Origin of the sequence: Clavibacter vidaverae (assembly GCF_047529985.1) — a bacterium.
GTDB classification, from domain to species: domain Bacteria; phylum Actinomycetota; class Actinomycetes; order Actinomycetales; family Microbacteriaceae; genus Clavibacter; species Clavibacter nebraskensis_A.
Genome location: NZ_JBLJAM010000002.1, coordinates 537,230 through 561,288, shown reverse-complemented (window position 1 = coordinate 561,288; position 24,059 = coordinate 537,230). Strand labels below are relative to the sequence as shown.

The window sequence follows — 24,059 nt, the reverse complement described above, 5'->3', positions numbered from 1 at the left end:
CCCGGCGGACCAGACAAAGGCCCCACCATGCGCATCACCCGCCCGATCCTCGTCTGCACGCTGGCGGCGATCGCCCTCACTGCGTCCACCGCGTCCTCGGCGGACGCCGCGGCCCGGGGGCCTGCGCCCTATCGGGTGATGGCCGCCACCCCGAACGGGCAGGCCGCGGTGGAGGAGGTGACGGCCGTCCTCGTCGCGCCGGAGGGGATCCCGACGAACTACACGCCGGAGAAGGTCGCGGCCGATCTGGAGCGGGCCGACGCCTACTACGCGAACGAGACGGACGGACGCGTGCGCATCCATGCGGAGTCGATCAGCGACTGGCAGGTCACCGACGATCCCAGCGTGCGCTGCGACGACTTCGAGTCGATCCACGACTTCGCGGCCCGGTTCTCGGGCTTCACCCCCGGGCCGGACAAGCACCTCATGGCGCTGGTGCCGCAGAACAGCGCGTGCGCGCAGGCCTCGAGGGGGACGGAGGGGTCGGGCGCGAACGCCGGGGGTTTCGCGTTCATCGCCCAGGAGATCCCGACCGCCCTCGCCCATGAGCTCGGCCACAACATGTCCCTGTTCCACGCGTCGTCGGTCAGCTGCTCCGATTCGTGGGACTACGACGAGCGTGCCATGCCCGCCTCATGCGTCCGCGACGAGTACGGGAACGACGCCGACCTCATGGGCCGCGCGCACACCTTCCTGCCCTTCACCGCCGGAACGCTCGATCGGCTGGGGCTGATCTCGCACCGCGTCGTGCCCACGTGCGGGAGCGCGCGCCGCATCACGATCAGCACCATGTCGGGCGGCTTCGACGCGCAGCGGATCATCTCGTGGGCGGATCCGGGAGACCCGGCGGTGAGCTGGTTCGTGCAGTACCGCGACGTCGTCGACGGCCAGGAGTACCCGGGTGCGACGGAGTCCCCGTGGGCGGGGGACGACATCCGCCCGTCCGGCGTCCAGCTGTCGCGGACGGATCCCCTGTATCCGGAGGCCACCTCCATCGCGGTGCGACCGGGGGACACCTCCGTCATGGCCGAGCGCCTCCTGCCGGGGGACGAGGCGGACCTGCGACACGGCATGTCGGTCCGCGTCGTGAGCATGGACGAGACCGCGCATCGGGCGACCGTGGACGTGACCGTCCCCTGCGGTGCGGGCGGGACCACCGTGGAGCCGATGCGCAGCACGGACTCGTCGGTGCCCTCCGGCGCGATGATGCAGCACGCCGCGGGCATGCCCGGGATGAGCGGCATGCCGGGGATGTCGGGGACCACCGCCCCGACCGCCGTGAACCTGGATGCGGACCTCCCCGGATCGCGGTGGGACGTGGCGGACGTCCTCCGGCTGCCGGCCTGATCCTCGGGTGTCGGCCTCCGCGGTCAGCCGGCGGCAGGCGCCACCGCCGACCACGGCACCGTCAGCTCGCCGAGCCGCCAGCGTGCGTGCCTGCCCTCCACGGGGACGCCCGCGTCGCGCATCCGCTCGACGGCGCCCAGCCACTGCTGCCGCGGGCCGTACACGCCGAGCGGGGCGCTGAGGATCCAGCTCCGGTCGAGCAGGGCGAGCACCTCGTGCACGCGCTCGCCGGGGACGTTGCGGTGGATGAGCGCCTTCGGCAGGCGCTCCGCCACGATCGACGGCAGCTCGAGGCCGGCCAGCCGCAGCGAGATCGTGAGGCTCCGGGGTCCGTCCTGGCGCACGTCGACCCAGCTCGCGACCCGGCCGATCTCGTCGCACGTGCCCTCGACCACGGATCCGCCGGGCGCGAGCCGCGTCGTCATGCGGTCCCAGGCGGCCGGCACCTCCGCCTCGTCGTACTGCCGCAGCACGTTGAACGCGCGGATCACGGTCGCCCGCTCGCCGCCCGGCAGCGGCACCTCGAAGCCGCCGCGCGCGAACGACACGCGCTCCCGCGCCCCGGGGTCGGGCCACGCCGCGAGCTGCTCCCGGGCGCGCGCCACGCGTCCCGGCTCGATCTCGATGCCGACGACGCGCACGTCGGGCCGGGCCTCCCGCAGCCGCCGGTGCATCTCGAGCGCCGTGATCCCGCTGGCGCCGTAGCCGAGGTCGACGACGAGCGGGGCCTCGGCGGTGCGCAGGGAGTCGAGGGTCCGGATCCACCTGTCCACGCGCCGGAGGCGGTTCGTGTTGGTCGTCCCGCGCGTGACGGAGCCGACGGGGGAGGCGGCGCCCGGCATGGGTCCAGTCTCCCATCGCTCGATAGGCTGGCGGCATGGCTGAACCCCGCACCCTCGTGCTGCTGCGTCACGGCAACAGCGACTGGAACCAGAAGAACCTGTTCACCGGATGGGTGGACGTCGAGCTGAGCGAGCAGGGCGTCGCGGAGGGCCAGCGCGCCGGCGAGCTCCTCGCCGAGTCCGGCATCCTCCCCGACGTGCTGCACACCTCCGTCCTCATCCGCGCCATCGACACCGCGAACATCGCGCTCAAGCGCGCCGGCCGCTCGTGGATCCCCGTGCAGCGCACCTGGCGCCTCAACGAGCGCCACTACGGCGCGCTCCAGGGGAAGGACAAGGCGCAGACCCTCGCCGAGTACGGCCCCGAGCAGTTCGCCACCTGGCGCCGCTCGTTCGACGTGCCGCCGCCCCCCATCGACGACGACGACGAGTACTCGCAGTCCCGCGACCCGCGCTACGCCGACCTCGGCGACGCGCTGCCCCGCACCGAGTGCCTCAAGGACGTCATCGAGCGCATGCTGCCGTACTGGGAGTCGGACATCCAGCCCGACCTCGCGTCCGGCCGCACCGTGCTCGTCACCGCGCACGGCAACTCGCTGCGCGCGCTGGTGAAGCACCTCGACGGCATCTCCGACGCGGACATCGCCGAGCTCAACATCCCGACCGGCATCCCGCTCGTCTACCGCCTCGACGAGGACTTCCGCCCGATCGTCCCCGGCGGTGAGTACCTCGACCCCGAGGCGGCCGCCGCGGGCGCCGCGGCCGTGGCCGCGCAGGGCTCCAAGAAGTAGCGCCTCCCGCACGTACGACGAGAGCCCGACCGGATCATCCGGTCGGGCTCTCGTCGTCTCACCGCGGGGCGGCGGGCCGGCGCGGGGCCGGCGGGCGCGGATCAGGCGTCGGCCTGGACCCAGTCGCCGGTCGCGAGGTACTGCACGGTCTTGGCGATGGACACCGCGTGGTCGGCGAAGCGCTCGTGGTAGCGGCTGGCCAGGGTGGAGTCGACCGTGTCGACGGCCGCGCCCTTCCAGGTCTCGCCGAGCACCTTGTCGAAGACGCTGAGGTGCAGCTCGTCGATGCGGTCGTCGTCGTTGCGGATCTCCTCGGCGAGCTTCGCGTCCTCGGTGGTGAGGAGGTCGGTGAGCTTGCGGGCGATGGCGACGTCGAGCTGGCCGAGCTCCAGGAACGTGGGGCGGAGCGACTTCGGCACCACCTTGTCCGGGAAGCGGTAGCGCGACAGCTGCGCGATGTGCTCGGCGAGGTCGCCCATGCGCTCGAGCGACGCGCTGATGCGGAGCGCGCTCACCACGATGCGGAGGTCGCGGGCCACCGGCTGCTGGCGGGCGAGGATGTTGATGGCCAGCTCGTCGAGGCTCGTGGCGAGCTCGTCGATGCGGCGGTCCTGCTCGATGACGGTCTCGGCGAGGCTGACGTTCGACTCGTTGAACGCCCGGGTCGCGTTCTCGATGGAGATGGCGACGAGCGCGGAGATCTCGATGAGACGCTCCTGGACCTCGTGGAGCTCCTGCTGGAACACTTCGCGCATGGGGGGACGTCCTTTCAGGCCGCCCCGCTGCAGGAGGGGCGGGGTGGTTCTCGGGCACGGCGGACCCCGGGTGACGGGTCCACGTCCTGACGACTCTGGTCATGCGAGGTTAACGCACGGTGCCGGCGAGCTGAATTCGCGGCTCCGTGCCCCGCAGCGGGCGGTCGGACGGCCGGGAGGCCCACGCGCGGTCTCCTAGTCTGGGCCCATGGACACCGGTGCGTTGGTGCTCGTCTGCCTCCTCATCGGATTGGCGGTCGGCGCGGGATTCGTGTGGCTGCTGCACCACGCGGCGGACCGCGGCGACCGTGCCGTCGAGATCACCAACCCGGTCGTCCCGGACGGCGTCGACCAGGTGCTCGACGCGCTGGAGTCGGCCGGCATCGTGCTCGACCCGTCCAACAACGTCATGAAGGCCTCGCCCGGCGCGATCTCGTCCGGCCTCGTCTTCCACCAGGCCCTCGTGCACCCCGAGCTCGTGTCCATGGTCGACCGCGTGCGCCGGTCCGGCGAGCCGATGGCCGAGGAGGTGTCGCTCGCGCGCGGCCCGTTCGGCGCGGCCGAGTTCCAGATGCACGTGCGCGTCGCCCGGCTCGGCACGCGCTACGTCCTGCTCCTCGCGCAGGACCGCACGGAGTCGCACCGGCTCGACCAGGTGCGCCGCGACTTCGTGGCCAACATCAGCCACGAGCTGAAGACGCCCATCGGCGCGGTGGGCCTGCTCGCGGAGGCGCTCGACTCGTGCGCCGACGACGCCGTGCAGGTGCGGCGCTTCGCCGCCCGGCTCACCACGGAGTCGGCCCGGCTCGCGCGCATCACGCAGGAGATCATCGAGCTGTCGCGGCTCGAGGCGTCGAACGCGCTGGAGAAGGCGGAGCCCGTCGACGTGGACCACGTGATCAGCGTCGCGCTCGACCAGGTGCACCTCGGCGCGGAGCTCCGCGGCATCGAGCTCGCCCGCGGCAAGCGCTCGCGCTCCACGGTCTACGGCGACGAGGCGCTCCTCGTGGTGGCGGTGCACAACCTGCTGAGCAACGCGGTCAACTACTCGCCCGACGGATCCCGCGTCGGCATCGGCGTCATGGTCGACGACGGCGCCGTGGAGATCGTGGTCACGGACCAGGGCATCGGCATCCCCGAGGACGAGCAGGGCCGGATCTTCGAGCGGTTCTTCCGCGTCGACCAGGCCCGCGCCCGCGACACCGGGGGCACGGGGCTCGGGCTCAGCATCGTCAAGCACGTCGTGCAGAATCATGGCGGCGACGTGCGCGTCTGGTCGAGGCCCGGCCGCGGCAGCACCTTCACCATCCGCCTCCCCGAGGCATCGCAGACCCCGGCGCTCGCCGGTACGGACATCGGAGAACCCACGTGACACGCATCATGCTCGTCGAGGACGAGGCGTCGCTCAGCGAGCCGCTCGCCTTCCTGCTCCAGCGCGAGGGCTACGAGGTCGACGTCGTCGAGGACGGCCCCGCCGCGGTGGCCGCGTTCGACAAGGACGGCGCCGACCTCATCCTGCTCGACCTCATGCTCCCGGGCCTGCCCGGCACCGAGGTGTGCCGGGAGATCCGCACGCGCTCGGCCGTGCCGATCATCATGCTCACCGCCAAGGACTCCGAGGTGGACATCGTCGTGGGGCTCGAGCTCGGCGCCGACGACTACGTGACGAAGCCGTACTCGACGCGCGAGCTGCTGGCGCGGATCCGCGCGGTGCTCCGCCGCCGGGTCGAGGTCGACGACGAGCCGCTCAACGTGCTCGAGGTGGGCTCCGTCCGCATGGACGTGGAGCGCCACACGGTCGAGGTCGACGGGCGCGAGATCGCGATGCCGCTGAAGGAGTTCGAGCTGCTCGAGCTGCTGCTGCGGAACGCGGGGCGCGTGCTCACGCGCGGCCAGCTCATCGACCGGGTGTGGGGCTCCGACTACTTCGGCGACACCAAGACGCTCGACGTGCACATCAAGCGGATCCGCTCCAAGATCGAGCGCGAGCCCTCCGACCCCGTGCTGCTCGTCACCGTGCGCGGGCTCGGCTACCGCTTCGAGGCGTAGCCGCCGGCGCCGGCGCCCACGACGAAGGCCCCGTCCCTCGAGGGGCGGGGCCTTCGTCGTGCGCCGGCGAGGCCGGCAGCGGATCAGTTCGTGTCGTCCTCGAGGCCCTCGTCGCCCTCGGTCGTGCCGGGGGTCGTGGTGACCTTCGTGTCGGGCGTGGAGCCGGTCTCGCCGGGGACGAGGTTCGTGTACGTCTCCTGGTCGCCGTTGAGCACGGGGACGTCCATCTCGACGCCCTCGGCGTCGCCGTACTGGATGTAGATCTTGGTGAGCGAGCCCGGGGTCGGGTCGACCGAGTCGAAGACGATGCGCTGCGAGTCCTCGGCGCCGAACTTCGTGAGGCCGGGCGCCGCCGTGACGGTGCGGGTCTCGCGGTCGGTGCCGCCGGGGGTGGTCTCGTGCTGGAAGGCGACGCGCTGGCTGTCGCCGGAGTTGTTGACGAGCGTGACGACGAGGCTCGCGCCCGCCGCGGATCCGCCCTCGGACAGGAGGATGGCGTTGCGCACCTCGACGTCGCCCACCGTCGCGTCGAAGCCGTCGCTCGGGAAGTAGGAGATGCGGGTGGCCTGGGGCGTGATGAAGGTGCAGGACGACGTGCCGACCGCGATCAGGGCCGCGAGGACGATGGACGATGCGGTACGCGCTCTCACGGGACCCTCCGGTTGTTGCACGGGCCGGCGTCCGGGGCGTCCGGGGGCGTCCGCGCGTGGATCAGCTGACCCGCCCAGCCTACGGGATGCGCTGCCGCGCGACCGCCCGCCGGCGCGCGGGACCCGGCTGGTAGCCTGGACGGCAGTCTGAGGAACGGGGAGTCCATGATCTTCGAGGTCGGCGAGACCGTCGTGTACCCGCATCACGGGGCGGCGACCATCATCGAGGTGAAGAAGCGCGTCATCCGCGGCGAGGAGAAGCTGTACCTCAAGCTCGACGTCAACCAGGGCGGGCTGCAGATCGAGGTCCCGGCGGAGAACGTCGACATGGTCGGCGTGCGCGACGTGATCGGACGCGAGGGCGTGGAGCGCGTGTTCGAGGTCCTGCGGGCCGAGTTCACCGAGGAGCCCACCAACTGGTCCAGGCGCTACAAGGCGAACCTCGAGAAGCTCGCGTCGGGCGACGTGCTGAAGGTGGCCGAGGTCGTGCGCGACCTGTGGCGCCGCAACCAGGACCGCGGCCTGTCCGCCGGCGAGAAGAGCATGCTGCAGAAGGCGCGCGGCATCCTCGTGGGCGAGCTGGCCCTCGCGGAGAAGACCGACGAGGAGCACGCGGCGACGCTGCTCGACGAGGTCCTCGCGTCCTGACCCGCCCGCGGTCGGCGCGCGCCGCCGCCGGTAGCCTGACCGCATGAGCCACGAGCCCGTCGTCCCGTCCGCCCGCGCGACCGAGGACGGGTCCGCCGGCGGCCCCCTGCTCGGCGTCGTCGTGGTCGCGGCCGGTAGCGGCACCCGCCTGGGCGCCGGGATCCCGAAGGCGCTCGTCGAGGTCGGCGGCGCGACCCTGCTCGCGCGGTCCCTGGGCGCCGTCCTCGCCCTCGCGGAGGAGGCGCACGTCGTCGTCGTCGCGCCCGACACGCACCTGGCGGAGACCGCGGCCGTCGTGGACGCCGTCGCGGGCGCGGCCCGCGCATCCGTCGCGGTGGCCGTCGGGGGCGCGACCCGGCAGGGCTCGGTGCGCGCGGGGCTGGCGGCGCTGGCCGGATCCGTCGACACGGTCCTCGTGCACGACGCCGCCCGCGCGCTCACCCCCACCGCCCTCTTCGCCCGGGTCGCGCAGGCCGTCCGCGACCAGGGGGCGGGTGTCGTGCCGGGCCTGCCGGTCACCGACACGATCAAGCGCGTCGACCCCGCGGGGGAGTGCCTCGGCACGGTGGACCGCAGCGACCTCGTCGGCGTCCAGACCCCGCAGGGCTTCCCCCGCGGCCCGCTCGATGCGGCGTACGCGGCGGCGACCGCCGAGCACACCGACGACGCCGCCCTCTTCCAGGCCGCGGGCGGGGACGTCCGCGTGATCCCCGGCGACGCGCTCGCGTTCAAGGTCACCACGGCGTGGGACCTGCGCCGCGCGGAGGAGCTCGTCGCGCGGGCCGCTGGCACGGGATCCGCCGCCTCGCGTCTCCGCTCCGGCATCGGCACCGACGTGCACGCGGTCGACGCGACGCAGCCGCTCTGGCTCGCGGGCCTGCACTGGCCGGGCGAGGCGGGCCTCGCGGGCCACAGCGACGGCGACGCCGTGAGCCACGCGATGTGCGACGCGCTCCTGTCCGCGGCGGGCCTCGGCGACATCGGCGGGATCTTCGGCACCGACGACCCGGAGCTCGACGGCGCGCACGGCGAGGTCTTCCTGCGGCGCACCGCGGAGCTCGTCCGAGGGGCCGGGTTCTCGATCGTCAACGTCGCCGTGCAGGTCATGGCCGTGCGCCCCAAGCTGTCGCCGCGGCGGGCCGAGGCCGAGCGGATCCTGTCGGCCGCGGTCGGCGCACCCGTCTCGCTCGCCGGCACCACGACCGACGGGCTCGGCTTCACCGGTCGGGGCGACGGCGTCGCGGCGGTCGCGACGGCCCTCGTGGAGCGCACCTGACCGCGACGCCGCCCGGCAGGGACGCCGCCCGCGCCCCTGTCATCCGGCGGGGGCGCGGAGGCGCGCTGACTAGGATCTGTGTGTGACCCTGCGCCTCCATGACTCCCGGACGCAGTCCCTGCGGGACTTCGTGCCCCTCGTCGACGGCAGGGTCGGCATCTACGTCTGCGGTCCCACGGTGCAGTCCGCGCCGCACATCGGCCACCTCCGCAGCGCGCTCGCCTACGACCAGCTGCGTCGCTGGCTCACCCACCGCGGGCTCGACGTCACGCTCGTCCGCAACGTCACCGACATCGACGACAAGGTCATCGACAACGCGCGACGCGGCCAGGAGGCCGGCGGCACGGAGGAGTGGTGGGCGCTCGCCTACCGCGTGGAGCTCGAGTTCTCGCGCGCCTACGCCGCCCTCGGGATCCTCCCGCCCAGCTACGAGCCCCGCGCCACCGCGAGCATCGGCGAGATGCAGGCGCTGATCGCGCGCCTCGTGGAGCGCGGGCACGCCTACCCGGCCGACGACGGATCCGGCGACGTCTACTTCGACACCGCGTCCTGGCCCGAGTACGGCGAGCTCACGCGCCAGCGCGCCGCCGACATGGAGGCGGCCGCCGACGCGGATCCGCGCGCCAAGCGCGACGTGCGCGACTTCGCCCTCTGGAAGGGCGCCAAGCCGGGCGAGCCCGCGAGCGCGTCGTGGCCCGCGCCGTGGGGCGCCGGCCGTCCGGGGTGGCACATCGAGTGCTCGGCCATGTCGACGCGCTACCTCGGCGCCGAGTTCGACATCCACGGCGGCGGCCTCGACCTCCGCTTCCCGCACCACGAGAACGAGCTCGCGCAGTCGCGGGCCGCGGGGGATCCCTTCGCGCGCTACTGGCTGCACAACGGCCTCGTCGCCGTCGCCGGACAGAAGATGAGCAAGTCGCTCGGCAACTCGCTGTACGCGGCCGACCTGCTCGCCTCCGCGCGCCCGGTCGTGGTCCGCTACTTCCTGGGATCCGCGCACTACCGCTCCACCCTCGAGTTCCACGACGGCGCGCTCGCCGAGGCCGAGGCCGCGCTCGACCGCATCGAGACGTTCCTCGACCGCAGCGCCCGCCGCCTCGCGGGCACGCGCTTCCAGGCCGCGCCCGCCTCCGCCGACGGCTCGCCCGCCGTCGTGCCCGACGCCTTCGCCGAGGCCATGGACGACGACCTCAGCGTCCCGCAGGCGCTCGCCGTGCTGCACGACGCCGTCCGCGCGGGCAACGCCGCCCTCGACGCCGGCGACCTCCAGGAGGCCGCGGCCCAGCGCGCGGACGTCTCCGCGATGGTGGCCGTGCTCGGCATCGACCCGCTCGCCGACGAGTGGCGCACCGCGTCCGACCAGCCCGCGCGCCGTGCGCTGCAGGCGCTGGTCGAGCACCGGATCGCCGAGCGACAGACCGCGCGGGAGGCCAGGGACTTCGCCCTCGCCGACCGCATCAGACAGGAGCTGGCCGAGGCCGGCATCACGATAGAGGACTCGCCCGGCGGGTCGCATTGGAGCATCGATGGCGAATAAGCCCAGCCGATCAGGCGCGGTACGCAAGACCAAGAAGGGCCCGCTCAAGGGCTCCGGCGGGCAGGGCCGGCAGGCCCTCGAGGGCAAGAAGCCCACGCCCAAGGCCGAGGACCGCCCGTACCACCCCGCCGGCAAGCGCAAGGCCGCGAAGGACCGCTACGAGGCGGCGTCCGCGGGCGCCAGCCGCGGCCGCGACGAGCGCACCGAGCGCTCCGCCCCGCCGCGCGCCCGTGCGACCGACCGCCCCGCGGCGGCCGACGCCCCGCGCGCCCGCCGCGCCAAGCAGCAGGACGAGTCCGAGGTCGTCACCGGCCGCAACTCGGTGGTCGAGGCGCTCCGGGCCAAGATCCCCGCGACCGCGCTCTACATCGCCTCGCGCATCGAGTACGACGACCGCGTCAAGGAGGTGCTGTCGCTCGCCACCGGGCGCGGGATCCCCGTGCTCGAGGTCATGCGCCCCGAGCTCGACCGCATCGCCGGCCACGACGCCGTGCACCAGGGCCTCGCGCTCAAGGTGCCGCCGTACGAGTACGCGGACGCGATCGAGCTGCTCGACAAGACCATCTCGCGCGGCCAGGTGCCGCTCATGGTCGCGCTCGACGGCATCACCGACCCGCGGAACCTCGGCGCCATCATCCGCTCGGTCGCCGCGTTCGGCGGCCACGGCGTGATCGTGCCGCAGCGCCGCTCGGTCGGCCTCACCGCCAGCGCGTGGAAGACGTCGGCCGGCGCCGCCGCGCGCACGCCCGTCGCCATGGCGTCGAACCTCACGCAGACGCTGAAGGCGCTCAAGCAGCGCGGCGTCTTCGTGGTCGGCCTCGACGGCGGCGGCGACATGTCGCTGCACGAGTTCACGCTCGCCGACCGGCCGATCGTGGTCGTCGTCGGATCCGAGGGCAAGGGCCTGTCGCGCCTCGTCACCGAGACCTGCGACACGATCGTCTCCATCCCGATCGGCGCCTCCACCGAGTCGCTCAACGCGGGCATCGCGGCGAGCGTCACGCTCTACGAGATCGGCAAGCTCCGCGCGGCGGCCCGCCGCAAGTAGCCCCACGACGACGACGAGCCGGGACCCCGAGGGTCCCGGCTCGTCGTCGTCCTGGACACGCGCGCTGCGGGATCAGACCTTGGTGCGCCAGTCCTCCGCCGCCTCGGCCTCGGTGATCGGCACGTCCGACTCGTCCTCGATGACGCCGATCGACTCGGTCGGCGGGTCGATGACCGTCGCCTCGTCGCGGCGGTGGCGGAGGATGTCCTGCACGTAGGCGGTGACGGCCTCGGCGAGCGGGATGTCCCGGCTCAGCTTCTGCGACATGTACCAGCGGTGCTCGAGCAGCTGGTGGAACACCTCGGCGGGCTCCAGCTTGCCGCGGAGATCCCGCGGGATCGCTCGCACGACGGGCTCGAAGACGCGGGCGAGCCACTCGTGCGCGACCATCTCCTCGTCGAGGTCCTGCTTGTCGAAGGTCGCCGTGTACGAGTCGAGGTCGTTGAGCAGGCGACGCGCCTGGTTCTCCTGCGCGTCGACGCCCGTGAGGCGCAGCAGCCGGCGCTGGTGGTGCCCGGCGTCCACGACCTTGGGCTGGATCCGCACCTGCGAGCCCTCCGCGGTCGTCCGGATCGCGAGCTCCTCGATGTCGAAGCCGAGGTCGTTGAGGCGGTCGACGCGCTCGTTGATGCGCCAGCGCTCCGAGGTCGGGAACTCCTCGCGGCCCGTGAGCTCCTTCCAGAGCGTGCGGTACTGCGCGACGATGCGCGTGCTGGTCTCGAGCGGGTCGAGGCCCTCCTCGATCCGGCCGCCGGCCTCGAGGTCCATGAGCTCGCCGGCGATGTTGACGCGGGCGATCTCGAGGTCGTTCTCGCGCTGGCCGTTGGATAGGCCGCCGTTGAAGAGCTTGCCGGTCTCGGCGTCGACGAGGTACGCGGCGAAGGCGCCGGCGTCGCGACGGAAGAGCGTGTTCGAGAGCGAGACGTCGCCCCAGAAGAAGCCGATCATGTGCAGCCGCACGAGGAGGACGGCGAGGGCGTCGACGAGGCGCGTCGCGGTGTCCGGCCGCAGCTGCTGCGAGAAGAGCGCGCGGTAGGGGAGCGAGAACTTGAGGTGCCGCGTGACGAGCACCGACTTCAGCGGGTCGCCGTCCTCGTCCGTGCGGTTCGTGATCACGGCGACGGGCTCCACGCACGGGATCTCGAGCCGCTGGAGCGTCCGCAGCATGTCGTACTCGCCGCGGGCCATCTCGTCCGTCGTCTCCTTGATGGCGATGACGTAGCCGGACAGGTTCGCGAAGCGCACGAGGTGCCGCGAGATGCCCTTCGGCAGGGTCGCGATCGCGGAGGAGGGCCACTCGTCGAGCGGCAGCTGCCAGGGCAGGTCGAGGAGCGCGGGATCGACCGTCGCCGAGGTGATGTTCAGGGATCCGGCCATGGTGCGACCCTACCTGAACGGGGAAAAGGAGCTGCCGCGGCCCCGGCGCTCCGAGGGGAGCGCGGGACCGCGGCAGCGGACGTGCGGTGGTGCGGTGTCAGCTCGCGGCGACGGGCGCGTTGAGGCGGAGGCCGCTCTCGGCGTCGAAGGCGTGGAGGTGACCGGGCTGCGGCGTGATGAAGACGGTGTCACCGGCGTTGGGGTGCAGGCGGCCGTCGACGCGCGCGACCAGGTCGGTGCGCTTGCCCTCGATGTCGGTGTGGCCGTAGAGGTAGCCGTCCGCGCCGAGCTCCTCGACGAGGTCGACCGTGACCGAGAGGCCCTGGCCCTGCGAGGTGCTGACGACGACGTCCTCGGGACGCACGCCGATGGTGACGGAGCCGCCCGTGGCGTGCGTGAGCACGTCGCGCTCGACGGGCACCACGGCGGAGCCGAACTGCACGCCGCCGTCGACGACGTTCGCGGTGAAGAGGTTCATCGCGGGCGAGCCGATGAATCCGGCCACGAAGACGTTCTGCGGCTTCTCGTACAGGTCGCGCGGGGTGCCGACCTGCTGGAGGACGCCGTCCTTGAGGACCGCGATGCGGTCGCCCATTGTGAGGGCCTCGGTCTGGTCGTGGGTGACGTAGACCGTCGTGACGCCGAGGCGGCGCTGGAGCGACGCGATCTGCGTGCGGGTCTGGACGCGGAGCTTGGCGTCGAGGTTCGACAGCGGCTCGTCCATGAGGAACACCTGCGGCTGGCGCACGATGGCGCGGCCCATGGCGACGCGCTGGCGCTGGCCGCCGGAGAGGGCCTTGGGCTTGCGGCTCAGGTAGGGCTCGAGGTCGAGGAGCTTGGCGGCCTCGAGGACGCGGGTGGCCCGCTCGTCCTTGCCGACGCCCGCGATCTTGAGCGCGAAGCCCATGTTCTCGGCCACCGTCATGTGCGGGTAGAGCGCGTAGTTCTGGAAGACCATCGCGATGTCGCGGTCCTTCGGCGGGACGTCCGTGACGTTGCGCTCGCCGATGAAGATGTTGCCGTCGTTGACCTCCTCGAGGCCCGCGAGCATGCGGAGGGTGGTCGACTTGCCGCAGCCGGACGGGCCGACGAGGACGAGGAACTCGCCGTCGGCGACCTCCAGGTCGATCTGGTCGACGGCCGGGCGGGTGGAGCCCGGGTACAGGCGCGTGGCCTTGTCGAAAGTTACAGATGCCATTTCGGTGTTCTCCTTCACGGGCAGGTACGTGCCCGACGATCCGTGGTGATGGATGTGATGCTCATGGCTCATCGCTGTGGGCGACGACGACCACCCGATGAGTATTGCACGCGGGTGCACGGCGGGATACCCGGCACGATGCGGATCGGCGGCTATTCCTCACCCGAGGACGAGGGCGCCGCGACCTGTATCGTCGGCGGGACGACCTCCTCGTCAAGGCCGCGTCACCGCTTTCCCAGACTGGCCGCCTAGAGTCCTGAGGTCGTGCGGGAGCCCGCCCGCGCCCGACATCCCATCCCCGGAGCGAGGATCCATGAGCAGCACGCCGCCCGCGCACGAACAGCACGGCGGTCATCGTCGACGCCGGGAGGCGGCGCGCGAGAAGGCCCGGCTCAACCGCATGAAGCAGCGTCGCCGCGACGTCGCGGCGCGCGGCCTCGTCCGCGGCGGCATCGCGGTCGCCCTCGTCGCCGTCGTCGTCGTGGTGGGACTCATCGTCTCGCAGGGCGCGCGGCCCGCCGGCCCCGGCCCGCAGAACATGGCGAGCGACGGGATCCTCATCGGCAAGGGCCTCGCCGCCGCCCCCACGCAGGCCCTCGACCCCGAGCAGGAGCCCGTCCCCACGGCCTCGCAGTCGGCCGGGGTCGCCCACATCCGCGTCTACGTCGACTACCTCTGCACCGCGTGCAAGGAGTTCCAGGACACGAACGGCGCGCAGATGGAGGGCTGGCTGCAGTCCGGAGCGGCCACCGTCGAGGTGCACCCCGTCGCCATCCTCACGAGCAAGTCGCAGGCCTACTCCATGCGCGCGGCCAACGCCGCCGCGTGCGTCGCCGACTCCTCGCCCGACGACTTCTGGGCCTTCAACTCCGCGCTCTTCGCGGAGCAGCCGGCCGAGCAGAGCACCGGCCTCAGCGACGACCGGCTCGTCGAGCTCGCCTCCCAGGCGGGGGCCGCGTCCGCCGACGTCTCCAAGTGCGTGTCCGAGCAGCGCTTCCAGTCGTGGGTGAACTCCGCGACGGATCGCGTCCTCGACGGCAAGATCCCCGACTCGAACGTGGCGAAGGTCGTGGGCGCACCCGTCATCGTCGTGGGGGACCGGCAGTACACGGGCCAGCCCGACGACGCGAAGGCCTTCGCGGCCTTCGTGCTCCAGGCCGCGGGCCAGGACGCGACGCCGACGCCCGAGCCCGAGCCGTCCGAGACGCCGACGACCGCTCCGTAGCGCGGCTCCTATGATGGATCGACGGCCCGCGAGGGCCGTCGGCCGGCCTGGCGCAATTGGTAGCGCACCGCACTTGTAATGCGGCGGTTACGGGTTCGAGTCCCGTGGCCGGCTCCGAGACGGAGCCGACGGATCAGTCGAGGACCGTGATCATCCGGTCGCCGTCGACGGTCGACCGGGGGCCCTTGCCGTCCGGCGCCGCGTCGCCGACGTAGAGCCAGCCGAGGAGCTCCTCGCCGTCGCCGAGGCGGTGCATCCTCCGCACCGCGTCGCTGCGGGTGAGCGATCCGGTGCGCCAGAAGACACCCCACCCCTGCTCCTCGAGCAGGAGCGTGAGCGCGTGGGCCACGCCCGCGGCGACCGCCTCCTGCTCCCAGTCCGGGACCTTGCGGCTCGGCGCGACGCACGCGACCACGGCGACGAGCAGGCTCGCGCGGTGGGTCTTCTTGCGGTGCTTGCCGGATCCGGGGTCGCCCGCCGCCTCGTCCATGGCGGCACCGAGCCGGTCGCGGGCGCCGCCGCGGATCTCGATGACCCGCCACGGCCGCAGGCCGCCGTGGTCGGCGAGCCGGGACGCGGCCTCCACGAGCGGCACGAGGTCCTCGTGGCTCGGGGCAGCCTCGCCCACGGAGGAGCGCGAGCGCCGACCGCGCAGCGCCCGGAGAACGGGTCCGGGGGTGCCGGGCCCGGACGGGTCGGCGTCGCCGCCCGCCCGATGCCGCGGCACGTCGGTCACTCCGCGGTGCGGAACGACATGGAGACCGAGTTCATGCAGAACCGGTCGCCGGTGGGGGTCTGGGGTGCGTCGTCGAAGACGTGCCCGAGGTGGGATCCGCAGCGGGCGCAGACGACCTCGACGCGCTTCATGCCGAGGCTCGTGTCCGTGTACAGCTTGACCGCGTCGCTCTCCTTCGGCGCGTAGAAGCTCGGCCACCCGCAGTGGGAGTCGAACTTCGTGTCGCTCGTGAACAGCTCGGCGCCGCAGGCCTTGCAGCCGTACACGCCGGTGCGCTCCTCGTCCAGCAGCTCGCCGGTCCAGGGGCGCTCAGTGGCCTGCTGGCGCAGCACCGCGTACTCCTCAGGGGAGAGCTCCTGACGCCACTGGTCGTCGGTCTTCTCGATCTCGTAGGCCATGGTGCGGGTCCTTTCTCGCTGGTCGATCCTAGGGGCGGCGTCCCAGCGCGCCTCCAGGGTCAACCGCTGCGACGCCCCGTGGATTCCTCCACACGGGGAACGCGCGGCCGGGCACCCGGGCGGGACCCGGGCCCCGCCGAGGCCGTCGGGGACGGGGTCGGACACCCCGTGCGCGTGCGCGTGGCGCCCAGGGAGGCGCACCTAGTATGTGGGGGATGTCGGGGAAGGAGCACGCCGTGGACCAGCGCGAGACCCGCCCCGCGACCGCCCCTGCGGTCGAGCGACGGCCCGAGGCCCAGCTCGACGACCGCGCCCGCGCCGTGCTCGACTTCGAGCGCGACTGGACGCGTCACGCCGGCGCCAAGGAGGAGGCCATCCGACAGGCCTTCGGCCTCTCCGCCACCCGCTACTACCAGCTGCTCGGCGCCCTGCTCGAGACGCGCGAGGCCCTCGCCTACGATCCCCTGCTCGTGGGGCGCCTCCTGCGCCTCCGCGAGACGCGCGCCGCGGCCCGTGCCGCCCGCGCCCTGCCCGCCGGTCTCGCGCACCGTCCGACCGCGCGCTGACCCCGCGCCCCACCGAGGAGACACGAGACCCGCCATGCCCTCCCACGCTCCCGACCGCTTCGACGAGGTCCCCGGCGATCTGAGCCGCGTGGGCGCCCACCGCGCGCCGCGTCCCCGGCACCACCGCTTCCGCGCCTTCGCCTGGGCCGCCCTCGCCACGGGCCTCCTCGTGGGCCTCGGCGTCGTCGGCCTCTTCGTCATCGACGACCGCGTCTCGTTCACCGACATCATCCCGAGCGACTCCTCCTCCGCGGAACCCACCCCCACCGAGGAGCCCACCGCGGCGCCGACGACCGTCCCCGGCATGGTCGTGACCGTGCTCAACGGCACGCGGACCTCGGGCCTCTCCGCCCGGGCCTCCACGGTGCTCGAGAAGGCCGGGTGGAAGGTCGGGTCGCGCGTGAACGCCAGCACGTCGGACATCACCACCACGACCGTCTACTACTACGACGACGCGGACGAGGGCGCCGCGCGCGGGCTCGTCGCGGCGCTGGGCGTCGGCGACGTGCAGCAGTCGGACCAGTTCCGTCCCGCCGAGGGCACGGCGCCCGCGACGGCGGCCCGGCTCACCGCGGTGCTCGGCTCCGACTACGCGGCGCGCGGCTAGCCGGCGCGCCCGCGCGGCGGCCGTGGAGGAACCCGACCGCGGATCGCGCGCCCTGGATATCGTGCTGCCTGGTCGCACGCCCGTCGCGTACCAGGTGCTGCGCGCTGTGAGTTCCCGAGGGCGTGGCGCGGGGTCGATGCAGGGCTCCGCGGTCGACCCGGGGGTGGCGGCACCGCGCCCCCGACACCGCGCAGTCGCACATGGAGAAGCACATGGCCAACGGCACCGTGAAGTGGTTCAACGGGGAGAAGGGGTTCGGGTTCATCACCGTCGACCCCGTCGAGGGCGGAGCGGCCCAGCAGGACGTCTTCGTCCACTACTCGGCCATCGAGATGTCCGGGTACAAGGTCCTGGAGGAGGGGCAGCGCGTCGCCTTCGAGATCGGCCAGGGCTCCAAGGGCCTGCAGGCCGAGAACGTCACGCTGGCCTAGGAGGACATCGTCACGACGCCGTCGCCCACGCGGGCGGCGGCGTCGCGTCGTTCCCCCGGAGCGCTCCCGCCTGTGAGCGGCTCGCTTGCACTCCCGTAGGGCGAGTGCCAGAATCGTCCCTGGCACTCCCTCACGGGGAGTGCTAGACGACTGCCTTTTTCCTGACGTCCGGGAGGGACGAGAGATACACATGGCTAAGATCATCGCTTTTGACGAAGAAGCCCGCCGCGGCCTCGAGCGCGGCCTGAACATCCTGGCCGACGCGGTCCGCGTGACCCTCGGCCCGCGTGGCCGCAACGTCGTCCTGGAGAAGAAGTGGGGCGCCCCCACCATCACGAACGACGGTGTCTCCATCGCCAAGGAGATCGAGCTCGACGACCCGTTCGAGAAGATCGGCGCGGAGCTCGTCAAGGAGGTGGCCAAGAAGACCGACGACGTCGCCGGTGACGGCACGACCACCGCGACCGTCCTCGCGCAGGCGCTGGTCCGCGAGGGCCTCCGCAACGTCGCCGCGGGCGCCGACCCCATCAGCCTCAAGCGCGGCATCGAGAAGGCCGTCGCGGCCGTCACGGAGGAGCTCAAGTCCGCCGCGAAGGAGATCGAGACCAAGGAGGAGATCGCCGCCACCGCGTCCATCTCCGCCGGGGACGCCACCATCGGCGCCATCATCGCCGAGGCGATCGACAAGGTCGGCAAGGAGGGCGTCGTCACCGTCGAGGAGTCGAACACCTTCGGCACCGAGCTCGAGCTCACCGAGGGCATGCGCTTCGACAAGGGCTACCTGTCGCAGTACTTCGTCACCGACCCCGAGCGCCAGGAGGCCGTGTTCGAGGACGCGTACATCCTGATCGTCAACTCGAAGATCTCGAACATCAAGGACCTGCTGCCGATCGTCGACAAGGTCATCCAGTCGGGCAAGCAGCTCCTCATCATCGCGGAGGACGTCGACGGCGAGGCCCTGGCCACGCTCGTCGTGAACAAGATCCGCGGCATCTTCAAGTCGGTCGCCGTCAAGGCCCCCGGCTTCGGCGACCGTCGCAAGGCGCAGCTGCAGGACATCGCGATCCTCACCGGCGGCCAGGTCATCGCCGAGGAGGTCGGCCTCAAGCTCGAGAACGTCACCCTCGACCTGCTCGGCACGGCCCGCAAGGTCGTCATCACCAAGGACGAGACCACGATCGTCGAGGGCGGCGGCGACGCCACCGAGATCGCGGCCCGCGTGCAGCAGATCCGCAACGAGATCGGCAACACCGACAGCGACTACGACCGCGAGAAGCTCCAGGAGCGCCTCGCGAAGCTCGCGGGCGGCGTGGCGGTCATCAAGGCCGGCGCGGCGACCGAGGTCGAGCTCAAGGAGCGCAAGCACCGCATCGAGGACGCCGTCCGCAACGCGAAGGCCGCCGTCGAGGAGGGCATCGTCGCCGGTGGTGGCGTCGCCCTCATCCAGGCCGGCAAGCTCGCGTTCGAGAAGCTCCAGCTCGAGGGCGACGAGGCGACGGGCGCGAACATCGTCCGCGTCGCGGTCGACGCTCCGCTCAAGCAGATCGCCCTCAACGCGGGCCTCGAGCCCGGCGTCGTCGCCGAGCGCGTCCGCAACCTCCCCTCGGGTCACGGCCTCAACGCCGCCACGGGCGAGTACGTCGACATGCTCGCCGCGGGCATCAACGACCCGGTGAAGGTCACGCGCTCGGCCCTGCTGAACGCCGCGTCCATCGCCGGTCTGTTCCTCACGACCGAGGCGGTCGTCGCCGACAAGCCCGAGAAGAACCCGGCTCCGGCCGGCGACCCCACGGGTGGCATGGACTTCTAGTCCGACCGGGCCGGAGCGGCAGCGCTCCGGCCCACCTGCACGACCAGCACGACGAAGCGGGCGGTCCCTCATCGGGGCCGCCCGCTTCGTCGTGCCCGGGGCCTGCCCGCCGTCCCGGCGGGCAGGAGGGCCTAGTGCGCGAACATGCGCGCGTTGCCCTCCTCCACCTCCGCGTACTGCCGGGCGGCGGCGCTCAGCGCCTGGTTGATGCTCGCCAGCGCCTCCTCCACGCGCTGCTGCGTGCCCTTCCACTCGGCGACCACGCCCTGGAACGCCGTGGCGGCGCTGCCGGACCACGACCCCTGCAGGTCGGCGAGCTGGCCGTGGAGGCCCGCCACCTCCGCCTGGATGCGGCCGATGCTGCCCTGCACGGCCGCCGTGGCCGACAGGACGGCCTCGCTGTCCACCTGGTACCTCGTCATGCGTCTCCTCCTTCTCGTCGTGGGACGAGCGGAGACTAGGCCGGCCTCAGGACGAGGGCGCGGCCGGGGTCGAGGGCGTGGAGCGGGCGGGGGCGTCCGGGCTGGGGAGGAGGGGGAGGATCACGCGGAAGGTCGCGCCGCCGCCCTCGGTCTCGACGACGTCCACCCGGCCGCGGTGGGCGGCGACGATGGCGGACACGATGGCGAGGCCGAGTCCGCTGCCGCCCGTCTCGCGCGTGCGCGACGTGTCGGCGCGCCAGAAGCGCTGGAAGATCTTCTCGCGGATCTGCGGGGGCACGCCGTCGCCGTGGTCGCGCACCTCGATCCGTGCCTCCCGGGCCGTCTCGTCCACGACGGTGGCGAGCTCGATCGGGCTGCCCGCGGGCGTGAACCGCACCGCGTTGCCGATCAGGTTCGTGACGACCTGGCGGATCTTGTTCTCCTCCGCCGACACCATCGCCACGCCCTCGGCGACGGCCGGGGCGTCGCCGTCGCCCGGGCGCACCGGCGCGAGCGCGTCCGCCGCCGTGTCCCCCGGTCGGCGCGACCGGCGGGCGCGGAACCGCGAGAGGGTCGCACCGGCGAACGCGATCGGTCCCGTCACGTCGTTCCCGGACGGCGAGCCCGTGCTGCGCAGGGACTCGGGCGACATCTCCTGCGTGGGCTCGAGGCCGTCGGCGTCGAGGGCCGGTCCGACGGGGTTCACCAGCACGGGCGGCAGCGCGGTCACGGTGCGCGTCTGCGAGGACGCCATCGCGTCGAGGGCGGCGTCGCGGGCGATGGGGTAGAGGTCCACGGGCGCCAGCTGCAGCGGCTTGGTCTCGTCGAGACGCGCGAGCTCGAGCAGGTCCTCGACGAGGCCGCCCATCCGGATGGCCTCCTTCTCGATGCGCTCCATGGCCTGCGAGACGTCCTCGGGGGTCTGCAGCGCGCCCATGCGGTAGAGCTCGGCGTAGCCGCGAACGGATACCAGGGGCGTGCGCAGCTCGTGGCTCGCGTCCCCGACGAAGCGGCGCATCTGGTCGATGGTCTTCGCGCGGTCGGCGAAGGCCCGGTCGATGCGGCTGAGCATCATGTTGAGGGAGCGGTTGAGCCGTCCGACCTCCGTGTTGGGCGTGGCGCCGCCGAGCCGCTGGCTGAAGTCGCCGCCGGCGATGGCCGCAGCCGTGCGCTCCACCTCGCGGAGCGGGCCGAAGGTGCTGGTCACGAGCATTCGGGTGACGGCGGCGCCGAGCACGACCACGGCCAGGCCGAAGCTCGCGAAGATCACGATGTACGTGGCGACGAGGGCGTCCACCTCCTCGAGCGGCCGGGCGACCACGAGCGTCGAGTACTCGTTCGAGTTCGCCCCGGTGTTCTGCGAGACGCGGACGATGCCGTGCCAGCCGTTCTTGCCGGAGTTGTCGGAGAACCCGACGATCTGGTCGTTGAGCTGGGACGCCCGGGCGAGGTCGAGGCCGAAGACGCGGGGGTGCTCGGCGGCGTCGCCCGTCCAGTTGTCCGCGATCACGTCGCCGTCGGCGTCGAGGAGGACCACGAACCACTGCGGGTTGGCTCCCTCGACGTCCGCCTCCGTGAAGGTGTCCGGCTGCGACGGGTCCGTGTCGAGGACCTTGGGGAGCTGGTTGATGGCGATGGAGAGCTGGCCGTCGAGCTGCGTGACCATCTGCTGCCGCAGCAGGTACATGGTGCCGGCCCCCGAGACGAGGAGGCCGAGGAGGAGGAGCAGGACCGTGACGCCCGTGATCTTGGTGCGCAGGGAGACGTTGTTCCACTTCTCCGAGACGTAGTCGTGCACTGGCCGCACCTCGTGTTCCGTCATGGTGACCGTGTCCCATGAGGATAGGCGACGCCGGATGTGCGATCGGCCGGGCGCCCAGCGGGCGTCCGGCCGATCAGGCGGTGCGGGCCAGGGCCCTAGGGGATCAGGACTTGGCGGCCTTGAGCATGTAGCCGAAGCCGCGCTTGGTCTGGATGACGGGCTCCGAGGAGTGCTGGTCGAGCTTGCGGCGCAGGTAGGAGATGTAGGACTCCACGATTCCGGCGTCGCCGTTGAAGTCGTACTCCCAGACGTGGTCGAGGATCTGCGCCTTCGAGAGCACGCGGTTCGGGTTGAGCATGAGGTAGCGGAGCAGCTTGAACTCGGTGGGGCTCAGCTCGATGGGCTCCTCGCCGACGAGGACCTCGTGCGTGTCCTGGTCCATGGTGAGCTCGCCCGCGCGGATGATCGCGTCCTCGTCGGCGTGCATCGTGCGGCGGAGGATGGCCTTGATGCGGGCCACGATCTCGTCGAGGCTGAACGGCTTGGTGACGTAGTCGTCGCCGCCGACCGTGAGGCCCGTGATCTTGTCCTCGGTGTCGTCCTTCGCGGTGAGGAAGAGGATCGGCGCGGTGTACCCGGCGGCGCGGAGGCGCTTGGTGACGCCGAAGCCGTTCATGTCGGGCAGCATCACGTCGAGGATGATGAGGTCCGGCTCCTCCTCGAGGACGGCCGAGATGGCCTGGGCGCCGTTGCCGACGGCGCGGACCGCGAACCCGGCGAACCGGAGGCTCGTGGTCAGCAGGTCGCGGATGTTGGGCTCGTCATCGACGATAAGGATCTTCGGGCCATCGCTCATGGGATGAAGTATCTGCGCGCTCGCTGGGAGCCGCCTGGATGCTTGTGAGGAGCGGTCGCGGACGTCGCTCGCCGGATCAGGCAGCGATGCCGGCGGCGTCGAGGATCGTGTAGGCGTACCCCTGCTCGGCGAGGAAGCGCTGGCGGTTCTGCGCGAAGTCCTGGTCGACGGTGTCGCGCGAGACGAGCGTGTAGAAGCTCGCGGACAGGCCGGACGCCTCGGGGCGGAGCAGGCGGCCGAGGCGCTGGGCCTCCTCCTGGCGCGATCCGAAGGACCCGGACACCTGGATCGCGACGGTGGCGTCCGGCAGGTCGACCGAGAAGTTGGCGACCTTGCTCACGACCAGGACCCGTTCGGTGCCGTCGCGGAACGCCTGGTACAGCCGCTCGCGCTCGGCGACGGGCGTCGCGCCCGTGAGCTTCGGGGCGCCGAGCGCCTCGGCGAGCTCGTCGATCTGCTCGAGGTACTGGCCGATCACGAGGATGCTCTCGCCGCGGTGCCGCTCGACCAGCGCGCGCGTGACGTCGAGCTTGGCGGGCGCCGTGGCGGCGAGCCGGTAGCGCTCGTCGTCGGCTGCGGCGGCGTAGACGAGGCGCTCGTCGTCGGGCAGGTCGATGCGCACCTCGAAGCACTCGGCGGGGGAGATGAAGCCCTGGGCCTCGATCTCCTTCCACGGCGCGTCGAACCGCTTCGGCCCGATGAGGCTGAAGACGTCGCCCTCGCGGCCGTCCTCCCGCACGAGCGTGGCCGTGAGGCCGAGGCGACGCCGGGCCTGGAGGTCGGCGGTGAGCTTGAAGACCGGCGCGGGCAGCAGATGCACCTCGTCGTAGACGACGAGGCCCCAGTCGAGCGCGTCGAGGAGCGCGAGGTGGGCGTACTCGCCCTTCCTCTTGGCGGTGAGGATCTGGTACGTCGCGATGGTCACGGGCTTGACCTCGCGCGACTGGCCCGAGTACTCGCCGATCTCGTCCTCGGTGAGCGTGGTGCGCTTCAGCAGCTCCGCGCGCCACTGGCGGGCGGACACCGTGTTCGTCACGAGGATCAGCGTCGTCGTCTTCGCGCGCGCCATCGCGGCGGCGCCCACGAGGGTCTTGCCGGCGCCGCAGGGGAGGACGACCACGCCGGATCCGCCGTCGAGGAAGTGCTCCACCGCGTCCGCCTGGTAGTCGCGCAGCGTCCACCCGTCCTGCGTGAGGTCCATGTCGTGGGGCGTGCCCGGGGTGTAGCCGGCCAGGTCCTCGGCGGGCCAGCCGATCTTCACGAGCTCCTGCTTGAGCTGGCCGCGCGCCCACGCCTGCACCCGGTACGTGGAGGCGTCGACGCGCTCGGTGAGCAGCGGCGCGATGCGGCGCGAGCTCGCGACCTCGGAGAGGACGGCGGACTCGGTGCTCGAGATCTGCAGCTCGCCCTCGTCGTCGCGCCCGATGACGAGGCGGCCGTAGCGGCCGACGGTGTCCGTGACGTCGGCCGTGACCGACTGCGGGACGGGGAAGCGGGAGTAGCGCTCGAGCGTGGCCAGCATGTCCGCGGCGGTGTGGCCGGCGGCGCGCGCGTTCCAGAGGCCGAGGCGGGTGATCCGGTACGTGTGGATGTGCTCCGGCGCGCGCTCCAGCTCGGCGAAGACGGCGAGGTCGTGCCGGGCGTCCTCGGCGTCCGCGTGGGCCACCTCGAGGAGGACGGTGCGATCGCTCTGGACGATGAGGGGGCCGTCGGACATGCCCGCCAGCC

At 72.3% G+C, this 24,059-nt stretch carries 24 protein-coding genes and 1 tRNA gene; 14 read left to right on the top strand and 11 right to left on the bottom strand.

Annotated features, from left to right (window positions below):
- Positions 1 to 27 precede the first annotated feature (27 nt).
- Positions 28 to 1,347: a hypothetical protein gene (locus ACMT9T_RS15380; protein WP_414746359.1), complete on the top strand. Its 1,320-nt coding sequence runs from the start codon at positions 28 to 30 to the stop codon at positions 1,345 to 1,347.
- 23 nt (positions 1,348 to 1,370) lie between these two features.
- On the opposite strand, the gene ACMT9T_RS15375 is transcribed toward ACMT9T_RS15380, so the two are convergent.
- Positions 1,371 to 2,189 (bottom strand): class I SAM-dependent methyltransferase, encoded by an 819-nt coding sequence (locus ACMT9T_RS15375; protein WP_414746358.1) that lies wholly within the window; start codon positions 2,187 to 2,189, stop codon positions 1,371 to 1,373.
- Positions 2,190 to 2,224: 35 nt separating this feature from the next.
- Between ACMT9T_RS15375 and ACMT9T_RS15370 the strand changes: the two genes are divergently transcribed.
- Positions 2,225 to 2,980, top strand: coding sequence for a phosphoglyceromutase (locus ACMT9T_RS15370; RefSeq protein WP_167603812.1), 756 nt, complete (start codon positions 2,225 to 2,227; stop codon positions 2,978 to 2,980).
- Between the two features lie 101 nt (positions 2,981 to 3,081).
- Here the strand turns inward: ACMT9T_RS15370 and phoU are convergent, their stop codons facing one another.
- On the bottom strand, positions 3,082 to 3,735 hold the full coding sequence (gene phoU / locus ACMT9T_RS15365; protein WP_015491088.1) for a phosphate signaling complex protein PhoU: 654 nt from the start codon (positions 3,733 to 3,735) through the stop codon (positions 3,082 to 3,084).
- 208 nt (positions 3,736 to 3,943) lie between these two features.
- On the opposite strand from phoU, the gene ACMT9T_RS15360 reads away from it, so the two are divergent.
- Positions 3,944 to 5,107, top strand: a complete 1,164-nt coding sequence (locus ACMT9T_RS15360; protein ID WP_414746357.1) for a sensor histidine kinase — start codon at positions 3,944 to 3,946, stop codon at positions 5,105 to 5,107.
- Positions 5,104 to 5,784, top strand: coding sequence for a response regulator transcription factor (locus ACMT9T_RS15355; RefSeq protein WP_086514252.1), 681 nt, complete (start codon positions 5,104 to 5,106; stop codon positions 5,782 to 5,784). Before ACMT9T_RS15360 ends, ACMT9T_RS15355 begins: the two co-directional genes overlap by 4 nt.
- Positions 5,785 to 5,867: 83 nt before the next feature.
- Here the strand turns inward: ACMT9T_RS15355 and ACMT9T_RS15350 are convergent, their stop codons facing one another.
- Entirely contained in the window at positions 5,868 to 6,434 is a 567-nt protein-coding gene (locus ACMT9T_RS15350) for a hypothetical protein (RefSeq protein ID WP_414746356.1), read from the bottom strand.
- A 165-nt stretch (positions 6,435 to 6,599) separates the two neighbouring features.
- On the opposite strand from ACMT9T_RS15350, the gene ACMT9T_RS15345 reads away from it, so the two are divergent.
- The 4 genes from ACMT9T_RS15345 (at position 6,600) to rlmB (ending at position 10,943) form a co-directional block, all read left to right on the top strand.
- Positions 6,600 to 7,082 carry a CarD family transcriptional regulator gene (locus ACMT9T_RS15345; RefSeq protein ID WP_414746355.1) on the top strand — a complete coding sequence of 161 codons (483 nt, stop codon included), beginning with the start codon at positions 6,600 to 6,602 and terminating at the stop codon, positions 7,080 to 7,082.
- A 43-nt stretch (positions 7,083 to 7,125) separates the two neighbouring features.
- The gene (gene ispD, locus ACMT9T_RS15340; protein WP_414746354.1) at positions 7,126 to 8,358 is read left to right on the top strand and encodes a 2-C-methyl-D-erythritol 4-phosphate cytidylyltransferase; all 1,233 of its coding nucleotides are present in this window, start codon (positions 7,126 to 7,128) and stop codon (positions 8,356 to 8,358) included.
- A gap of 82 nt (positions 8,359 to 8,440) precedes the next feature.
- The gene (cysS, locus tag ACMT9T_RS15335; protein ID WP_414746353.1) at positions 8,441 to 9,895 is read left to right on the top strand and encodes a cysteine--tRNA ligase; all 1,455 of its coding nucleotides are present in this window, start codon (positions 8,441 to 8,443) and stop codon (positions 9,893 to 9,895) included.
- Complete coding sequence (rlmB, locus tag ACMT9T_RS15330) at positions 9,885 to 10,943, top strand: 23S rRNA (guanosine(2251)-2'-O)-methyltransferase RlmB (RefSeq protein WP_414746352.1); 1,059 nt, start codon at positions 9,885 to 9,887, stop codon at positions 10,941 to 10,943. The genes cysS and rlmB overlap by 11 nt, the downstream gene beginning before the upstream one ends.
- A 72-nt stretch (positions 10,944 to 11,015) precedes the next feature.
- Here the strand turns inward: rlmB and ACMT9T_RS15325 are convergent, their stop codons facing one another.
- On the bottom strand, positions 11,016 to 12,320 hold the full coding sequence (locus ACMT9T_RS15325; protein ID WP_053775166.1) for a DUF4032 domain-containing protein: 1,305 nt from the start codon (positions 12,318 to 12,320) through the stop codon (positions 11,016 to 11,018).
- 97 nt (positions 12,321 to 12,417) lie between these two features.
- Positions 12,418 to 13,518: an ABC transporter ATP-binding protein gene (locus tag ACMT9T_RS15320; RefSeq protein WP_414746351.1), complete on the bottom strand. Its 1,101-nt coding sequence runs from the start codon at positions 13,516 to 13,518 to the stop codon at positions 12,418 to 12,420.
- A 313-nt stretch (positions 13,519 to 13,831) separates the two neighbouring features.
- Between ACMT9T_RS15320 and ACMT9T_RS15315 the strand changes: the two genes are divergently transcribed.
- Both ACMT9T_RS15315 and ACMT9T_RS15310 read left to right on the top strand, forming a co-directional pair.
- Positions 13,832 to 14,743 (top strand): DsbA family protein, encoded by a 912-nt coding sequence (locus ACMT9T_RS15315; protein WP_414746350.1) that lies wholly within the window; start codon positions 13,832 to 13,834, stop codon positions 14,741 to 14,743.
- 41 nt (positions 14,744 to 14,784) lie between these two features.
- Positions 14,785 to 14,857: transfer RNA gene (locus tag ACMT9T_RS15310), tRNA-Thr, on the top strand.
- Positions 14,858 to 14,876: 19 nt separating this feature from the next.
- On the opposite strand, the gene ACMT9T_RS15305 is transcribed toward ACMT9T_RS15310, so the two are convergent.
- Together ACMT9T_RS15305 and msrB are read right to left on the bottom strand one after the other, a co-directional pair.
- Positions 14,877 to 15,470 carry a nitroreductase family protein gene (locus ACMT9T_RS15305; protein WP_414746411.1) on the bottom strand — a complete coding sequence of 198 codons (594 nt, stop codon included), beginning with the start codon at positions 15,468 to 15,470 and terminating at the stop codon, positions 14,877 to 14,879.
- 5 nt (positions 15,471 to 15,475) lie between these two features.
- Entirely contained in the window at positions 15,476 to 15,877 is a 402-nt protein-coding gene (gene msrB / locus ACMT9T_RS15300) for a peptide-methionine (R)-S-oxide reductase MsrB (protein ID WP_116056251.1), read from the bottom strand.
- Between the two features lie 236 nt (positions 15,878 to 16,113).
- On the opposite strand from msrB, the gene ACMT9T_RS15295 reads away from it, so the two are divergent.
- From ACMT9T_RS15295 to groL, 4 genes are all read left to right on the top strand, one after another.
- Entirely contained in the window at positions 16,114 to 16,443 is a 330-nt protein-coding gene (locus ACMT9T_RS15295; RefSeq protein WP_414746349.1) for a DUF3263 domain-containing protein, read from the top strand.
- A gap of 34 nt (positions 16,444 to 16,477) precedes the next feature.
- Complete coding sequence (locus ACMT9T_RS15290; RefSeq protein WP_414746348.1) at positions 16,478 to 17,050, top strand: LytR C-terminal domain-containing protein; 573 nt, start codon at positions 16,478 to 16,480, stop codon at positions 17,048 to 17,050.
- 212 nt (positions 17,051 to 17,262) lie between these two features.
- The gene (locus tag ACMT9T_RS15285) at positions 17,263 to 17,481 is read left to right on the top strand and encodes a cold-shock protein (RefSeq protein ID WP_414746347.1); all 219 of its coding nucleotides are present in this window, start codon (positions 17,263 to 17,265) and stop codon (positions 17,479 to 17,481) included.
- A gap of 190 nt (positions 17,482 to 17,671) precedes the next feature.
- On the top strand, positions 17,672 to 19,291 hold the full coding sequence (gene groL / locus ACMT9T_RS15280) for a chaperonin GroEL (RefSeq protein WP_045529447.1): 1,620 nt from the start codon (positions 17,672 to 17,674) through the stop codon (positions 19,289 to 19,291).
- Positions 19,292 to 19,422: 131 nt separating this feature from the next.
- On the opposite strand, the gene ACMT9T_RS15275 is transcribed toward groL, so the two are convergent.
- From ACMT9T_RS15275 to ACMT9T_RS15260, 4 genes are all read right to left on the bottom strand, one after another.
- The gene (locus ACMT9T_RS15275; protein ID WP_043586029.1) at positions 19,423 to 19,713 is read right to left on the bottom strand and encodes a WXG100 family type VII secretion target; all 291 of its coding nucleotides are present in this window, start codon (positions 19,711 to 19,713) and stop codon (positions 19,423 to 19,425) included.
- A 46-nt stretch (positions 19,714 to 19,759) separates the two neighbouring features.
- The gene (locus ACMT9T_RS15270; protein WP_414746346.1) at positions 19,760 to 21,535 is read right to left on the bottom strand and encodes a sensor histidine kinase; all 1,776 of its coding nucleotides are present in this window, start codon (positions 21,533 to 21,535) and stop codon (positions 19,760 to 19,762) included.
- A gap of 103 nt (positions 21,536 to 21,638) precedes the next feature.
- The gene (locus tag ACMT9T_RS15265; protein ID WP_012039163.1) at positions 21,639 to 22,331 is read right to left on the bottom strand and encodes a response regulator transcription factor; all 693 of its coding nucleotides are present in this window, start codon (positions 22,329 to 22,331) and stop codon (positions 21,639 to 21,641) included.
- A gap of 76 nt (positions 22,332 to 22,407) precedes the next feature.
- Positions 22,408 to 24,048, bottom strand: a complete 1,641-nt coding sequence (locus ACMT9T_RS15260) for a DNA repair helicase XPB (protein WP_414746345.1) — start codon at positions 24,046 to 24,048, stop codon at positions 22,408 to 22,410.
- Between the last annotated feature and the right edge of the window lie 11 nt (positions 24,049 to 24,059).

Bases quoted from the DNA above. Each gene is read 5' to 3' on its own strand.
- ACMT9T_RS15260 (WP_414746345.1), bottom strand. From the start codon at position 24,048: ATGTCCGACGGCCCCCTCATCGTCCAGAGCGATCGCACCGTCCTCCTC.
- ACMT9T_RS15275 (WP_043586029.1), bottom strand. From the start codon at position 19,713: ATGACGAGGTACCAGGTGGACAGCGAGGCCGTCCTGTCGGCCACGGCG.
- ACMT9T_RS15380 (WP_414746359.1), top strand. From the start codon at position 28: ATGCGCATCACCCGCCCGATCCTCGTCTGCACGCTGGCGGCGATCGCC.
- rlmB (WP_414746352.1), top strand. From the start codon at position 9,885: ATGGCGAATAAGCCCAGCCGATCAGGCGCGGTACGCAAGACCAAGAAG.
- ACMT9T_RS15370 (WP_167603812.1), top strand. From the start codon at position 2,225: ATGGCTGAACCCCGCACCCTCGTGCTGCTGCGTCACGGCAACAGCGAC.
- ACMT9T_RS15270 (WP_414746346.1), bottom strand. From the start codon at position 21,535: ATGACGGAACACGAGGTGCGGCCAGTGCACGACTACGTCTCGGAGAAG.
- ACMT9T_RS15285 (WP_414746347.1), top strand. From the start codon at position 17,263: ATGGCCAACGGCACCGTGAAGTGGTTCAACGGGGAGAAGGGGTTCGGG.
- ACMT9T_RS15290 (WP_414746348.1), top strand. From the start codon at position 16,478: ATGCCCTCCCACGCTCCCGACCGCTTCGACGAGGTCCCCGGCGATCTG.
- groL (WP_045529447.1), top strand. From the start codon at position 17,672: ATGGCTAAGATCATCGCTTTTGACGAAGAAGCCCGCCGCGGCCTCGAG.
- ACMT9T_RS15325 (WP_053775166.1), bottom strand. From the start codon at position 12,320: ATGGCCGGATCCCTGAACATCACCTCGGCGACGGTCGATCCCGCGCTC.
- ACMT9T_RS15265 (WP_012039163.1), bottom strand. From the start codon at position 22,331: ATGAGCGATGGCCCGAAGATCCTTATCGTCGATGACGAGCCCAACATC.
- ACMT9T_RS15315 (WP_414746350.1), top strand. From the start codon at position 13,832: ATGAGCAGCACGCCGCCCGCGCACGAACAGCACGGCGGTCATCGTCGA.
- ACMT9T_RS15320 (WP_414746351.1), bottom strand. From the start codon at position 13,518: ATGGCATCTGTAACTTTCGACAAGGCCACGCGCCTGTACCCGGGCTCC.
- msrB (WP_116056251.1), bottom strand. From the start codon at position 15,877: ATGGCCTACGAGATCGAGAAGACCGACGACCAGTGGCGTCAGGAGCTC.
- ACMT9T_RS15375 (WP_414746358.1), bottom strand. From the start codon at position 2,189: ATGCCGGGCGCCGCCTCCCCCGTCGGCTCCGTCACGCGCGGGACGACC.
- phoU (WP_015491088.1), bottom strand. From the start codon at position 3,735: ATGCGCGAAGTGTTCCAGCAGGAGCTCCACGAGGTCCAGGAGCGTCTC.
- ispD (WP_414746354.1), top strand. From the start codon at position 7,126: ATGAGCCACGAGCCCGTCGTCCCGTCCGCCCGCGCGACCGAGGACGGG.
- ACMT9T_RS15345 (WP_414746355.1), top strand. From the start codon at position 6,600: ATGATCTTCGAGGTCGGCGAGACCGTCGTGTACCCGCATCACGGGGCG.
- ACMT9T_RS15360 (WP_414746357.1), top strand. From the start codon at position 3,944: ATGGACACCGGTGCGTTGGTGCTCGTCTGCCTCCTCATCGGATTGGCG.